This is a genomic window from Staphylococcus capitis subsp. capitis (genome assembly GCF_040739495.1).
GTDB classification, from domain to species: domain Bacteria; phylum Bacillota; class Bacilli; order Staphylococcales; family Staphylococcaceae; genus Staphylococcus; species Staphylococcus capitis.
Map to the genome: position 1 here is coordinate 1,030,474 of NZ_CP145263.1, position 15,794 is coordinate 1,046,267.

General features: G+C 32.2%; 14 protein-coding genes. 13 read left to right on the forward strand and 1 reads right to left on the reverse strand.

The window, feature by feature from the left end:
- Positions 1-180 precede the first annotated feature (180 nt).
- The 8 genes from V6C74_RS05295 (at position 181) to V6C74_RS05330 (ending at position 8,459) form a co-directional block, all read left to right on the forward strand.
- Positions 181-1,842 carry a polysaccharide biosynthesis protein gene (locus V6C74_RS05295; RefSeq protein WP_002453479.1) on the forward strand — a complete coding sequence of 554 codons (1,662 nt, stop codon included), beginning with the start codon at positions 181-183 and terminating at the stop codon, positions 1,840-1,842.
- Positions 1,839-2,531, forward strand: a complete 693-nt coding sequence (locus tag V6C74_RS05300) for a pseudouridine synthase (RefSeq protein ID WP_002453478.1) — start codon at positions 1,839-1,841, stop codon at positions 2,529-2,531. The genes V6C74_RS05295 and V6C74_RS05300 overlap by 4 nt, the downstream gene beginning before the upstream one ends.
- Before the next feature lie 21 nt (positions 2,532-2,552).
- A complete protein-coding gene (locus V6C74_RS05305; RefSeq protein ID WP_002434662.1) occupies positions 2,553-2,978 on the forward strand; it encodes a YtxH domain-containing protein in 426 nt (141 codons plus the stop codon).
- A gap of 271 nt (positions 2,979-3,249) precedes the next feature.
- Complete coding sequence (gene pepV, locus V6C74_RS05310) at positions 3,250-4,659, forward strand: dipeptidase PepV (protein WP_049390738.1); 1,410 nt, start codon at positions 3,250-3,252, stop codon at positions 4,657-4,659.
- Between the two features lie 3 nt (positions 4,660-4,662).
- A complete protein-coding gene (gene dat / locus V6C74_RS05315; protein ID WP_002453477.1) occupies positions 4,663-5,511 on the forward strand; it encodes a D-amino-acid transaminase in 849 nt (282 codons plus the stop codon).
- Between the two features lie 399 nt (positions 5,512-5,910).
- Positions 5,911-6,702, forward strand: a complete 792-nt coding sequence (locus V6C74_RS05320; RefSeq protein WP_002434704.1) for a phosphotransferase family protein — start codon at positions 5,911-5,913, stop codon at positions 6,700-6,702.
- A 13-nt stretch (positions 6,703-6,715) separates the two neighbouring features.
- Complete coding sequence (trmB, locus tag V6C74_RS05325; RefSeq protein WP_002453476.1) at positions 6,716-7,360, forward strand: tRNA (guanosine(46)-N7)-methyltransferase TrmB; 645 nt, start codon at positions 6,716-6,718, stop codon at positions 7,358-7,360.
- Positions 7,361-7,634: 274 nt separating this feature from the next.
- Positions 7,635-8,459, forward strand: a complete 825-nt coding sequence (locus V6C74_RS05330) for an MBL fold metallo-hydrolase (RefSeq protein WP_103175531.1) — start codon at positions 7,635-7,637, stop codon at positions 8,457-8,459.
- 52 nt (positions 8,460-8,511) lie between these two features.
- Here the strand turns inward: V6C74_RS05330 and V6C74_RS05335 are convergent, their stop codons facing one another.
- On the reverse strand, positions 8,512-8,826 hold the full coding sequence (locus V6C74_RS05335; protein WP_016898248.1) for a peptidase: 315 nt from the start codon (positions 8,824-8,826) through the stop codon (positions 8,512-8,514).
- An 85-nt stretch (positions 8,827-8,911) separates the two neighbouring features.
- On the opposite strand from V6C74_RS05335, the gene V6C74_RS05340 reads away from it, so the two are divergent.
- From V6C74_RS05340 to V6C74_RS05360, 5 genes are all read left to right on the forward strand, one after another.
- Positions 8,912-9,988, forward strand: a complete 1,077-nt coding sequence (locus V6C74_RS05340; protein ID WP_016898247.1) for a M42 family metallopeptidase — start codon at positions 8,912-8,914, stop codon at positions 9,986-9,988.
- A 14-nt stretch (positions 9,989-10,002) separates the two neighbouring features.
- Positions 10,003-10,314, forward strand: coding sequence for a thioredoxin family protein (locus V6C74_RS05345; protein ID WP_002453472.1), 312 nt, complete (start codon positions 10,003-10,005; stop codon positions 10,312-10,314).
- 115 nt (positions 10,315-10,429) lie between these two features.
- The gene (locus V6C74_RS05350; RefSeq protein ID WP_016898246.1) at positions 10,430-11,293 is read left to right on the forward strand and encodes a DUF1444 domain-containing protein; all 864 of its coding nucleotides are present in this window, start codon (positions 10,430-10,432) and stop codon (positions 11,291-11,293) included.
- Between the two features lie 17 nt (positions 11,294-11,310).
- The gene (ytpR, locus tag V6C74_RS05355) at positions 11,311-11,907 is read left to right on the forward strand and encodes a YtpR family tRNA-binding protein (RefSeq protein ID WP_002453470.1); all 597 of its coding nucleotides are present in this window, start codon (positions 11,311-11,313) and stop codon (positions 11,905-11,907) included.
- Positions 11,908-11,927: 20 nt separating this feature from the next.
- A complete protein-coding gene (locus V6C74_RS05360; RefSeq protein WP_002453469.1) occupies positions 11,928-15,788 on the forward strand; it encodes a DNA translocase FtsK in 3,861 nt (1,286 codons plus the stop codon).
- Positions 15,789-15,794: the final 6 nt, after the last annotated feature.

Consider the following 15,794-nt stretch of genomic DNA (forward strand, 5'->3'; position numbering starts at 1 on the left):
CTTTTTTCTACAGATACATAGCTTTTTAAAACATAATTTTTACAATGTCTAAAAAGTGGAAAATAAAAGACAAACATTTATTATTTTGTGATATATTTTTAAGTAATGCAAGGTAATAAGTTTTGATATAAACAACACGATATAAAACTTTAATAAAATTTTAAGATAGGAAGATAGGTAATGAGTGAGAGTAAAGAAATGGTTCGAGGAACCTTTTTAATTACATTAAGTATTTTAATTACTAAAGTATTAGGTGTGCTGTTTATTATCCCGTTCACTTCATTGATTGGCGGGCAAGAAAATATGGCTCCTTTTACTTATGCTTACGCTCCTTATAATATTGCAATTGCAGTAGCAACTGCAGGGGTGCCACTAGCAGCTTCTAAATATGTAGCTAAGTACAATGCGTTAGGTGCTTATAAGGTCAGTCAAAAGTTTTATAAGTCAAGTTTCATTGTAATGAGTATTACGGGTGTAATTGGCTTTCTAATTTTATATTTTTTAGCTCCATACATAGCAGAGTTAACTTTATCGCGTAAGAATAATGCGAAAACTGGTTGGTCAGTTGCTGATATTACCTGGATTATAAGAATTATCAGTATTGTAGTTATATTTATACCAGTTTTAGCTACATGGAGAGGTATATTCCAAGGATACAAATCTATGGGCCCAACAGCTGTTTCAGAAGTAACAGAGCAAATTGCCCGAATTATTTTCATATTAGTAGGTAGTTACTTAGCTTTAAATGTATTTAATGGTACAGTTCTACAAGCAAATGGAATTGCCACGTTCGCAGCAGCAATCGGAGCTATAGCTGGAATTATTACGCTTTGGTATTATTGGATTAAACGTAGAAGAAATATTAAAGAAATGGTTGAGTCTGATACAGCTAATATGCATGTTTCTTATGGAAACATGTATAAAGAGATTATTGCTTACAGTATTCCATTTGTAATTGTAAGTTTAAATTTCCCATTATTTAATTTAGTAGATCAATTTACACATAACGGTGCTCTAAGTTTAGTTGGCGTAAATCCAAAGTTACAAGATACATTCTTTAACATGTTAAATATGTCTACAAATAAAATTGTAATGATCCCAACATCATTAAGTGCTGGTTTTGCGGTGAGTTTAATTCCATTTATTACAAAAACTTATGAAGAGGGTCGTCTAGAGGAAATGCATAGACAAATTAGAACATCTATTGGTGTGCTAATGTTTATTACAGTACCAGCTAGTATAGGTATTATGGCATTAGCGCAACCTTTATTTACAGTATTCTATGGTTATGATCCTATTGTTCATGGTCACGACCCTAACTTTGACGGAAGTAGATTACTATTTTATTATGCACCCGTAGCGATATTAATTTCACTATTAAGTGTAACTGCTTCTATGTTGCAAGGTATTGATAAGCAAAAATTAACAGTCTTTGTTATTTTAGGTTCAGTAGTCATTAAATTAGCACTAAACTATCCGCTTATTATGCTTTTACACACTCCAGGTGCGGTACTAAGCACTGCAATTGCATTATTATTTGCGATTGGCTGTAATTTCTATATTTTAAAAAAATATGCGAAATTCAAATTCAGCTATAGTTGGATTCAATTTGCTAAAATATTCTTATACTCCTTCATCATGATGATAGGTGTAGAAGTTGTATACTTCATTCTTAAATTATTCCTAAATCCTACTAAATTTGGTTACCTCGTTATAATAGCTATAAGTGTTATTGTTGGTGCGCTTATTTATGGTGGCATTACAATCAAGAATAGACTGGCTGACGAATTTTTAGGTGACGTTCCTGAAAAAATTAGACGAAAAGTGACGTTTTTAAGATGAGAATAGATAAATTTCTAGCTAATATGGGTTTAGGCACTCGTACTGAAGTAAAACAATTACTTAAAAAAGGTCTTGTAGAGGTTAATGAGAAAAAAATTAAAACACCTAAATCTCAAATTGACCCTGAAACAGACAAAGTAGTGGTTGATGGTGAAGAGATTTCATATGTAGATAACGTCTATATGATGTTAAATAAACCTAAAGGTTATATTTCAGCTACAGAAGATAACGCTCATCAAACTGTTTTAGATTTAATCCCTGAATTTTCACATTTAGGGATTTTTCCTGTAGGAAGGTTAGATAAAGATACAGAAGGATTACTTTTATTAACTAATGATGGACAATTTAATCATGAATTAATGAGCCCGAAAAAACATGTATCTAAAACTTATGAAGTTATATCTAAATATCCTATTAAGCAGTCAGATATAGAAGCTTTTAAATTAGGCGTAGAACTTTCTGATGGTAAGGTCAAACCGGCAGAACTTATTAAAGGAAATGATAGACTTTCATATGTTACGATTTATGAAGGAAAATATCATCAAGTAAAACGAATGTTTCATAGTATCGAAAATGAGGTATTAGAATTGAAACGTGTTAAAATCGCCAATTTAGAATTAGATAAAACTCTAAATTCTGGTGAATATTGTTTTTTAAATGAACAAGATTTTGAAAATCTAAAAAAATGACAAAGGAGAAGGTGTACAATTATGGGTAAAAGTACAAATTTATTTAGAATTGCATTAGGCATTGGTGGCGCTGTTGCAGCAGTCGCTTTATCACGCAAAGACAGTCGTGACAAACTTAAAAATGAATATAACAAATATAAAGAAAATCCTGAATCATACAAAGCAAACGCTAAAGACTTTGCTAGCCAAATTGGAAACAAAGCCAATGAAACGATTCAAGAAGTAAGAAATAATCCAAGAGATTATGTTGATCGTATTAAAAATGATCCTAAAGCATTCTTTGAAGAAGAAAAATCTAAATTTACTGATTTAGATGACAAAAAAGCAGATGATTTAGAAGAAGGAAAGTTTGACGACGAAGGTGGCGCAACAACTTCTAATAATCTAAGAGTTGTCTCTGAAGATGATTTAAAAAATAATAAAAATGCTTTAGAAGATAAAGAATAAATAAAATTTACCAATTTAAATCATAATAATAAAGAGCCTATAGATGAACGCTAGAAGTTCATCTATAGGCTTCTTTTTTATCTCAAAAAATATAAAAACATTTAATTTGAAACGCAAATATGCATTATATTAGTACTCCGAAACTTGATATAATTTAACTTGAAAATCATCATTACAAAAAATTAAGTAATTTTCTGACATCTTACTGTAGTTTCTGAGTAACATATTGTAAAATGGAGTTTAACTTATATAAAAAGGAAGTCGATCTCAAATGTGGAAAGAAAAAGTTCTAGAATATGAAAATCAAATGATTGATGATCTTAAGGGCTTATTATCTATTGAAAGTGTAAGAGATGATTCTAAAGCCTCTGAAGATGCACCTGTCGGACCCGGACCAAGACAAGCTTTAGATTACATGTACGAATTAGCTGAGAGAGATGGGTTTTCAACACATGATGTAGATCATATAGCCGGACGAATAGAAGCTGGCCAAGGAGAAGATGTCTTAGGTATCTTATGTCATGTAGACGTTGTTCCGGCTGGTGATGGATGGGATTCTGACCCATTTGATCCTGTAGTAACAGACGATGCAATTATTGCCAGAGGTACACTAGATGACAAAGGACCTACAATTGCTGCATATTACGCCGTGAAAATATTAAATGATATGAACGTAGATTGGAAGAAACGTATTCATATGATTATAGGTACAGATGAAGAGTCTGATTGGAAATGTACAGATAGATATTTCCAAACTGAAGAAATGCCTACATTAGGTTTTGCACCTGATGCTGAGTTCCCAGCGATACATGGTGAAAAAGGAATCACTACATTTGATTTAATTCAAGATCAAATAAATGAAGAAGTAGATGAACCAGATTATGAATTATTAAACTTTGAATCTGGTCAAAGATATAACATGGTACCAGATCATGCTGAAGCCCGTGTTTTAGTTAAAGAAAATATGACAGATGTGATTCAAAACTTTGAATATTTCGTTGAACAAAATGAGCTTCAAGGAGAAAGTACCGTTGATAGTGGTATTTTAATCTTAACGGTTGAAGGTAAAGCGGTTCATGGCATGGATCCTTCACTAGGCGTCAATGCTGGATTATATCTACTTAAATTCTTGTCTTCTTTAAATTTAGATAAAAGTGCAAAAGATTTTGTTGAATTCAATAATCGTTATCTCTTTGATTCTCATTTTGGAGAAAAAATGGGTATGAAATTCCATACAGATGTAATGGGAGACGTTACTACTAATATAGGAATTATTAAATACGATAATAAAGAAGCTGGAAGATACGGTGTGAACTTAAGATATCCTCAGGGATTTGAATTTGAAGAGGCTGTTGAAAGATTTACTAATGAAATTAAAGACATTGGATTTAGCCTTGAACTTGGTAAAGTTCAAAAGCCACATTATGTAGATAAAGATGATCCATTTGTGGAGAAACTTGTCAAAGCATATAGAAACCAAACTGGCGATATGACTGAACCTTACACGATTGGTGGGGGGACTTATGCTAGAAACCTAGACAAAGGCGTCGCATTTGGTGCTATGTTTGAAGATACTGAAGATTTAATGCATCAAAAAAATGAATATATGACTAAAAAACAATTGATTAACGCAACGAGTATTTATTTAGAGGCAATTTATGCTTTATGTGTGGAGGGATAAACGATGACAAAAGTTTTTATTAATGGGGATTTTTTGGACGAAAAAGACGCTAAAGTATCTTATGAAGATCGTGGTTATGTATTTGGCGATGGAATATATGAATATATTCGTGCTTACGAAGGAAAATTATTTACAGTTAAAGAACACTTTGAACGATTTTTGAGAAGCGCAAATGAAATTGGCCTAGATTTAGGATATACAGTAGATGAGTTAATTGATTTAATTCGTCAATTATTAAACGAAAATAATGTGAAAAATGGTGGAATTTATATTCAAGCAACTAGAGGTGTAGCGCCTCGTGAACATTCCTTCCCGACGCCTCCAACAAAACCAGTAATCATGGCATTTACCAAGAGTTATGACAGACCATATGAACAATTAGAAAACGGAGTATATGGCGTGACAACTGAAGATATTCGTTGGTTACGTTGTGATATAAAAAGTTTAAATCTTTTAGGAAATGTATTAGCAAAAGAATATGCTGTTAAATATAATGCTACAGAAGCGATTCAACATCGAGGTGAGACTGTTACAGAAGGTGCATCTAATAACGTTTATGCGATTAAAGATGGTGCAATTTATACGCATCCAATAAATAACTTTATTTTAAATGGTATTACTCGCCGTGTAATAAAATGGATCGCTGAAGATTACGGCATACCATTCAAAGAAGAGACATTTACAGTTGATTTCTTAAAAAATGCTGATGAGGTTATTATTTCTAGTACCTCCGCTGAAGTCATGCCAGTGATTAAAGTGGATGGTGACGATATTGGCAATGGAAAAGTAGGAGATGTAACTCGTAAATTGCAAGAAGGCTTTAATAAGTACATTAAATCACATAGTATTTAAAACCTTAAATTTTAAAATTATTTAAACTTTAAAAATCTTAATAAAATTGTCTTAATTTCTCAATAATTAGTGCTAAAATTATGTTATAATTTATATTAAAGTGATTTAGAAAATACAAGTACGTTCGACTAGTAAAATGTGTCATTTTGTTTCTCATTTTTAGTTGAAATTGACCCTTAAAAATTATAAAATCTTCTATGAGTGATAAATAATGAACGGGCTGATTAAATAAAATATTTAGGGAATTTTATATTATAAAGCCAACTTAAAAAACTGTTATCTAAATATCAATTGAGCGTAAGAGAAAATTAGAATATGCGCTTTTCTATAAATTAGAATATATGGCTCTTGAAAATATATTTCTAGAGCCATTTTCTAATTGAAAGTGAGGTGAACATGTTGGAGCAGTTTTATCAGTTAGGGTGGACGCTTGATTCAGCTGGCGGTGCTTCTGGTGAGGCATATATGGCTGAACAAGATGGACAGAAATTATTTTTAAAACGTAATTCTAATCCTTTTATTGCTGCATTGTCTGCAGAAGGAATTGTACCTAAACTTGTATGGACGAAAAGAATTGAAACAGGAGAAGTCGTTACCGCACAGCATTGGAAGAATGGTAGAGAATTAAAATCTGATGAAATGGATCAAACCAGAGTAGCGAAATTACTCAATAAAATCCACAGTTCTAAACCATTGTTAAGCATGCTTAAACGTATGGAAATGGAACCTATCACTCCTGATATTATGTTAAATAAAATTAATGCCTCTTTATCTAGAGAAGTTCTAACTCACCATGTTGTTAGAAAAGCTTTAACTTATTTAGAAGATCATATTCCAAATTTAGATTCACGCTTTTTTACTGTAGTACATGGAGATGTTAACCATAACAATTGGTTATTGTCTGATAGAGATGAATTGTATCTCGTTGATTGGGAAGGGGCAATGATTGCGGACCCAGCTATAGATATAGGTATGCTGCTTTACAACTATGTTCCTCAATCTAAATGGTCAAAATGGTTTGATACATATGGCCTAGAAGAGAGTATCAATTTAAATAAACGTATGAAATGGTATACAGTGATTCAATCCATTGGTATGGTTCAATGGTATGAAGAACAAAAACGATATAAAGATATGAATATGTGGTTGAAATTCTTAAATGAAGTTATGAATAGCAACTTATTTATATAAGGAGTAATTTAATATGAGAGTTCGATACAAACCTTGGGCAGAAGATTATTTAAAAGAACATCCTGACCTAGTAGACATGGACGGTACTCACGCAGGCCGTATGTCTGATTGGTTTGACACAGAACAACCAATATATATAGAAATTGGCTCAGGAATGGGTCAGTTTATAACTACTTTGGCTTCTAAACATCCAGAAATTAATTTTGTATCAATGGAACGTGAGAAAAGTGTCATGTATAAAGTTCTTGATAAAACAAAAGAACTTAATTTAACTAATCTTAAAATGATTTGTAATGATGCTATTGAGTTAACTGAATATTTTAAAGATGGAGAAATTTCAAGAATATACCTTAATTTCTCAGACCCTTGGCCAAAGAAACGTCATGCAAAAAGACGTCTTACATATCACACATTCCTTGCTCTATATAAGCAGATTCTCAAGGACGATGGAGAAATTCACTTTAAAACAGACAATCGTGGTTTATTTGCATATAGTCTTGAGAGTATGTCGCAATTTGGGATGTATTTTACAAAAATGAATTTAAACCTACATGACGAAGATGATGAAGATAATATTCTAACAGAATATGAGAAAAAGTTTTCTGATAAAAGCTCAAGAATCTATCGTATGGAAGCAAAATTTCACAAGAATTTATAAAGTCCTTAAAGAAGAAAATAATATAACTATTGTCTTAAATAGAACGTCTACAAAGTTACAAACTTTGTAGGCTTTTTTATTTTACCTGATAAACTATTTCAAAATGAGAATCAAATTTTGTTTACTCAAACTTCTACGAGATTGACTAGGAACTTAAACTTTCCTATAAAATGCTTACATTTGATTTTAATGGTGACTTATAATAATTTTTAATAAAAGATGTAATTTACATCATTTCTATGAGAAGTTCAATAATGTCAAGGAGGCGTTATCTTTGAAATTAGGGCGATTTACTCTCCATTATTTAAGAGGTGGAAACACTAATATAGATGGTGGGGCGATGTTTGGTGTTGTTCCCAAACCGTTATGGACTAAAAAATACAAAGTAAATGATAAGAATCAAATTCATACTCCGACACATCCTATTTTAATTCAAACTAGTGATAAGAATATTTTAATCGATACGGGTATTGGTAATGGTAAACTTTCAGATAAACAACAAAGAAATAGTGGTGTTGAATATGAGAGCTTAATAGATGAGGATTTAAAACAATTAGGTTTAACAACCTCTGATATTGATATGGTCTTAATGACCCATCTTCACTTTGATCACGCTTCTGGTTTGACAGATAAAGATGGGCATGCAGTTTTTGACCGAGCTACACATTTCATACAGCAAGACGAGTGGCATGAATTTCTTTCACCTAACATAAGAAGTCAAGCTACTTATTGGAGTTATAATCAAGGGGGTTATAAGGAAAGGTTAATTTTATTTGAAAATGAGATCGAACCTTATCCTGGTATAAAGATGAAGCACACAGGCGGGCACAGTTTCGGTCACTCAATCATTACGATTGAAAGTGATAATGAATACGCTGTGCATATGGCTGATATATTACCGACTACTGCTCATCTTAATCCACTTTGGGTGACAGCTTATGATGACTATCCGATGCAATCCATTAGAGAAAAGGAACGATTAATCCCATATTTCATGCATCATAATTATTGGTTCTTGTTTTATCATGATGAAAATTATTTTGCGGTAAAATACCAAGATGACTTCAAAACAATTGATACATTTATTTCTAGACAATAAAAAAGGTTATCGTTTGATAAAATATTCAAACGATAACCTTAATTATAGAATGCTATAACTCGATAATATCGATAACTTGACCAGAATTAGCATCCCCATAAAACTCATAGTCTACTAATTTACCATCATGGTAAGCTGTAATACCACCTTGATAGATAGGTTGGTTATGATTAACATTATTCAAGACAATAGGTTGATGTACGATATAAGAGCCTTTTACGTTTCTAAAATACGTTTTAACTTCTTTTAATAAGTCATTGGCATTATATAATTTCCGCTTTGTTAAATAAAATGCTAAACATAGTGAAGTTATAAATGTTATGAAAAGCATCACTATTGCTATACCTTTAAAATTAAAAAACTTCATCATATAATCTCCTCTTATCTAAATTCTTATTCTTAGTTTACCATATTGAAGATGATATAATAGAGTGCAAGGAGTGAGATTGTGTATGATGATAGATAATACGAAAACTTTAGAACGCATAAAACAATTAACAGAGCTTCATGGAGCCCCAGGTTTTGAAGATGAAGTAAGAGATTACATGAAACAAAAAATGACCCCCTATGTTAATGAATTTGTTCAAAATAACATGGGTGGAATTTATGGAGTTAAGAAATCTAAACAAAACAATGCCCCTAAAGTAATGATTGCTGCACATATGGATGAGATAGGTTTTATGATTACTCATATAACTGATAATGGTATGATTCAGTTTACTAATTTAGGTGGCGTTGCTAATGATATATGGCAAGGACAAAGGCTGAAAGTTAAAAATAGAAATGCCAATGAGATTGTTGGCGTTGTTGCAAATATCCCAAAGCACTTTAGAACAGGTAATGAAGCGGCTCCGGAAATAAAAGATTTAATGTTAGATATCGGTGCTTCATCTCAAGAAGAAGTACGAGAAAGAGGTATTGAAATTGGAGATACAATCGTTCCTGACACATCTTTCACTCAATTATCTGAGTATCGTTATATAGCTAAGGCATGGGATAATCGTTATGGTTGTGTCCTCGCGATAGAAATATTAGAATTGCTCAAAGATATAGAGTTAGATGTTGATTTGTATGTAGGCGCTAATGTTCAAGAAGAAGTTGGATTAAGAGGTGCAAAAGCGGCTGCTGAGCAAATTAAACCTGATATTGCCTTCGTGGTAGATTGTTCCCCAGCTAATGATATAAAAGGGAAACAACAACTCTCTGGTGCACTAGGGGAGGGCACATTAATTCGTATTAAAGATGGTACAATGATATTAAAGCCACGCTTTAGAGATTATTTATTAAAGTTAGCCACAGAAAATGATATTAAACATCAATATTATATTTCTCCAGGTGGTACCGATGGGGGAGAGGTCCATAAAGCAAATGAGGGCATACCTACAGCAGTGATTGGCGTTTGCGCAAGATATATACACAGCACGGATGCAGTTTTTGATATAAGAGATTACTACTCAGCTAGACATCTATTAAAAGAATGTATAACTCATTTAAATCATCATCAAATAGAAGTACTAAAATTTGGTTAAGGAGTGTAGAACAAGTGAAACAACTTGAAACAGAACAACAATTTGTAGAATTAAAAAAAGGTAATACTGTCTTTGAATTTACCGCTGATTGGTGCCCAGACTGCAAAGTAATAGAACCTGATTTACCTAAATTAGAAAATAAATATAAAGACTTTAATTTTGTTTCGGTAGATAGAGACAAATTTATTGATATATGTATTGATAACGATATCTTAGGAATACCCAGTTTCTTAGTTTATAAAAATGGTAAACTTGAAGGTAGCTACATAGGTAAAGAAAGAAAATCTATTGATCAAATTGATGCATTTTTAGCAAAATATATTTAAGTATCAATTTATTTAGAAAATAACGTTATCTATACACCGTATTTTTAGTTTTTTCTGTTATATAGCAGTTATTTATTGTAAACTGTTATAATGTGCGAAAATAGGAGTGTTTTAAATGAATGTCTTCCAAATGAGAGATAAATTAAAAGCGCGTTTAATTCATTTAAACGTAGACTTTAAATTTGATAGAGAAGAAGAAACTTTAAGAATTTATCGTACAGATAATCATAAAGGTGTCACAATCAAACTCAATGCTATTGTCGCCAAATATGAAGAACAAAAAGATAAAATTATAGATGAAATTGTTTACTATGTAGAAGAAGCAATTGCTCAAATGGGCGATCATTCTTTAGAAAAAATGGAAAATATAAAAATCATGCCAGTTGTTCGAGCAACAAGCTTTGACAAGAAGACTAAAGAAGGTCATTCATTTATTTATAGTGAACATACAGCTGAAACGAATATTTATTATGCCCTCGATTTAGGTAAATCATACAGACTAATAGATGAAAGTATGTTAAAAACATTAAATATGACTGAACAACAAATTAAAGAAGTGTCATTATTCAATGTTAGAAAACTTAAAAATAAATATTCTACTGATGAGGTTAAAGGCAATATTTTTTATTTCATCAATTCTAATGATGGCTATGATGCAAGTCGCATACTTAATACGTCATTCTTGAATGAAGTCCAAGAACAATGTGAGGGTGAAATGTTAGTTGCAGTTCCTCACCAAGACGTGTTAATTATTGCTGATATACGTAATAAAACAGGTTACGATGTCATGGCTCATTTAACAATGGAATTCTTTACTAAAGGTTTAGTACCAATTACTTCATTATCATTTGGCTATGACAAGGGACACTTAGAACCAATATTTATTCTAGGAAAAAATAATAAACAAAAACGTAATCCTGATGTTATACAGAGATTAGAAGCGAATAGAAAGAAATTTAATAATAAAGATAATCAATAGAAATGGAGTTTTTATAGATGAACTTATTTTATAATCCACAAGGTGTAGGAGATGTAGCTTTTTTACAGATTGAACCTACAGATGGTGCATTTGATTACAACAAGAAAGATGATGTAGTCGAAATCACTCAAGATGGGCAAGTTGTTGGTTTCAATATCTTTAACGTATCAGATAAAATAAAAATAGAAGGAAACGGTCATATCAAATTAACTTCAGAAATTATTGAGGCGTTACAACAATCTATTAATAATTCTGGATTTAACTATAAATTAGATACTGATTTATCACCTAAGTTTGTAGTTGGATATGTTGAAACTAAAGAAAAACATCCTGATGCGGATAAATTAAGTGTTTTAAAAGTTAATGTTGGTAATGAAACTTTACAAATTGTTTGTGGTGCACCTAATGTAGCAGCTGAACAAAAAGTAGTAGTAGCTAAAGTAGGTGCTGTAATGCCAAGTGGAATGATTATCAAAGATGCTAAATTACGTGGTGTTGATTCAAGTGGTATGATTTGTTCAATGAAAGAATTAGATTTACCAAATGCACCTCAAGAGAAGGGTATTATGGTATTAAATGATGATTATGAAATTGGGCAAGCATTTTTTGAATAATAAAGAAAGGTAGTGAAATTATGAGCTGGTTTGATAAATTATTTGGCGAAGATAATGATTCAAATGACGACCTGTTACGTAAAAATAAAAAAAGAAGACAGGGAACTCAATCTCAACAAAATAATCAAGACTCATTACTGCCTCAAAACAATGATATTTATAATCGCCCAAGAGGTAAATTTAGATTTCCTATGCATGTATCTGAAGAAGCTTCATATAACGATCTAGATAATGATAAAAACTATGAAACTTCTGAATACAATGCTAATTATGGTTCAAGAACATATGACACACAAGATGATGACTCTACACGTAATTTAGTTGATAATTCTGGGAAAAGACATCGCCGTAGACGTTCATCTCAAATGCGTGAGCATGATCATATTAATCAACATTCAAATCGTAATGAAAATCAAATGCATCATCGCGAGCCAAGTCGTTCTAAAAGAAGTTCTAATAACAGACAATCTGATGATTATCGTTCATATAATAATAAGTCAAATTCTCGCATGAAATTACAATCTGAACGTTTGAAATCTAACAGTAAACTCCAATCCTCTACGAATTCTGAACTTACATATCATGGTGGTAGTTTCAAAGCGAGCGACGTTCCGTCAGCTATTTTTGGAACTAAGCAACGACGTCCATTGGAAAACGGAGTGATTCCACCTAAACAAGATTCTCTACAAAATAGCAATAATGCAACTAGTAAATCACAAAGGAATCAACCTAAAAATGCACATGATGTAAACATGTATCGTCAATCTATAAATAAACAAATGGGCTATCAATCTGAAGAATCATCATCTAAAGATAATCAACCTCAACCAGAAAACCATGCCAAAACTTCAGATACAGAACAGACACAGAAAACATCTTCAAGTCATCTTCAATCTAACAATCATTCAGCGCAAAAGTCTGAAGGACGAACACCTAATTATTCTAAAAAAGATAACACTGTTAATATTGAAAATATCTATGCTTCACAAATCGTTGAAGAAATCAGACGTGAAAGAGAACGTAAAGTCCTTCAAAAAAGAAGATTTAAAAAAGCGCTTCAACAAAAGAGACAACAAAATAAAGACAATGAAGAAGATCAAATTCAAAAAGCAATTGATGAAATGTACGCGAAACAAGCACACCAATATATTGGTGAAAGCTCTCTAGATGAAGACCATAATGATGAGGATATGAATGACGGACAGTCTAATAATGTGTTAGAAAGTACTACAACAACTTCATTTAAAGAAGACCAAATTGGCGCTTCGTCGTACAATTATGAAGAAATCAACCTTGATGATGAACAACATATTCAAAAGGTAAATGACAAAGATGTGCACGTAAGTGATGCTTCTAGCGATAATGCTACTGAGGAAACTAGTGTTGATAAAGCACACAACGATAATGTAGAGGATGCTCAATTCCAAGAATTAAATGATAGCCAACAATCATCAGAATCGACTTCTCACCTTGAAAATGAAAATTCACAACAGCAACAACACTATAATAATGCAATTAACCAAAGTGTTGATAATGAGAAGGCGTATGCTAAACATAGACAGAAAAACGATGATGATTTTAAAGAATCAGCTTCTTCATTAAGTACAAGTGAGATAAATAGTTATAGTTCTTCGACGATAGTAAATGCTTCAAATAATGATACTATGGCTTCCACGGTTGATTCAAAACAAAGTATGACAGCTAATGAAGGTCAATCATTTGGTAACAATGAAAGTGTAGAAGAACACGATCATCATTCAAAAATGAATAGTGAGGGTGCCGAGTCTACAAATCACTATACCAATAGTGAGCAACATTCAGAATTAGATAGTAACCAGTTCATGAATAATACTAATAGTAATAATTCAACTTCAACAAGTGAGGTTACTTCACAATCAGATAGCAATGTGGCTCAAGAATCGGAATTAAATAGACCAACAACTCAATCGCAATCAAAAGATGTTTCAACACATAAACCGCGATTTGCAGGAGGTAAACCATTTAATGTGGTAATGACACCTTCAGATAAGAAACGTATGATGGATAGTAAAAACAACAGTAGAGTTAATGTTCCTGAATTAAAACCTGAACAACATAATGTTCAATCTACTAAAGAGGATTCCAGTGAGCATCAATTTAGTTCTGAAAGTAATTTGAATGAAAGTGAAACAAGTCAACAAACTTCACATGTGTACCAAACTCAATCTGAATCAAACGACGACCGTATTACAGGTGTGTCTACAAGTGACAATGTTAACAATAATCATATTCAACAGCATACTCAAAGCACATCTCATAATGAAACTAGTGGAAGAAGTAGCGGTAATTATTACTCAGAAACTGTAAAAGATAATGATGACACTAACCTAAATAATAATAAAACTTCTGCAACAGGAATTACTCATCAGGAAGTAAAAGAACAAGCGTCCAATTCTTATAAAAACCAACAAGAGTCATCTCAAGATAAGCAACAAGGAATTAGAAAAGGACCTAATATTAAATTGCCTAGCTTTGATTTATTAGAAGAACCTGAACCACACGAAGTTGATGAAGAATGGATAGAAGAGAAGAAACAGGAATTAAATGATGCACTTTATTATTTCAATGTGCCCGCAGAGGTTAAAAATGTAACAGAAGGTCCAAGTGTTACAAGATTTGAATTATCTGTAGAAAAAGGGGTAAAAGTTTCAAGGATTACTGCACTTCAAGACGATATTAAAATGGCATTAGCTGCCAAAGATATACGTATTGAAGCGCCAATTCCTGGAACAAGTCTTGTAGGTATTGAAGTACCAAATCAAGACCCAACTAAGGTTAACTTACGATCTATTATAGAAACACCTAAATTTAAAAATACAGAGTCTAAATTAACTGTAGCGATGGGTTATCGAATTAATAATGAACCATTATTAATGGATATCGCTAAAACGCCTCATGCACTTATTGCCGGAGCAACAGGCTCAGGTAAATCGGTTTGTATCAATAGTATCCTAATGTCATTATTATATAAAAATCACCCTGAAGAATTACGCTTACTATTGATTGATCCTAAGATGGTGGAATTAGCACCATACAATGATTTACCACATTTAGTTTCTCCTGTAATTACAGATGTGAAAGCTGCTACTCAAAGTTTAAAATGGGCAGTAGAAGAAATGGAGAAACGCTATAAATTATTTGCTCAATATCACGTAAGAAATATTACTGCATTTAATAAAAAGGCACCTTATGAGCAAAGAATGCCAAAAATTGTTATAGTAATTGATGAGTTAGCCGACTTGATGATGATGGCACCTCAAGAAGTAGAACAATCAATTGCACGTATTGCTCAAAAAGCACGTGCATGTGGTATTCATATGTTAGTGGCTACACAAAGACCTTCAGTAAATGTTATTACGGGTCTGATTAAAGCAAATATTCCTACTAGAATTGCCTTTATGGTATCTTCAAGCGTGGATTCAAGAACAATTCTAGATAGTGGTGGCGCGGAACGCTTATTAGGATATGGTGATATGCTATATCTAGGAAGTGGAATGAATAAGCCAATTCGTGTTCAAGGTACATTTGTTTCTGATGAGGAAATAGATGATGTCGTTGACTTTATAAAACAGCAGCGAGAACCTGAATACTTATTTGAAGAAAAGGAATTATTAAAGAAAACACAATCTCAAGCACAAGATGATTTATTCGATGACGTGTGCGAGTTTATGGTGAATGAAGGGCATATATCAACTTCATTGATTCAAAGACATTTCCAAATTGGTTACAATAGAGCAGCTAGAATTATAGATCAATTAGAGCAGTTAGGTTATATATCAGGTGCTAACGGTTCTAAACCAAGGGATGTTTATATTACTGAAGCGGATTTAAATAAAGAATAAATTGAG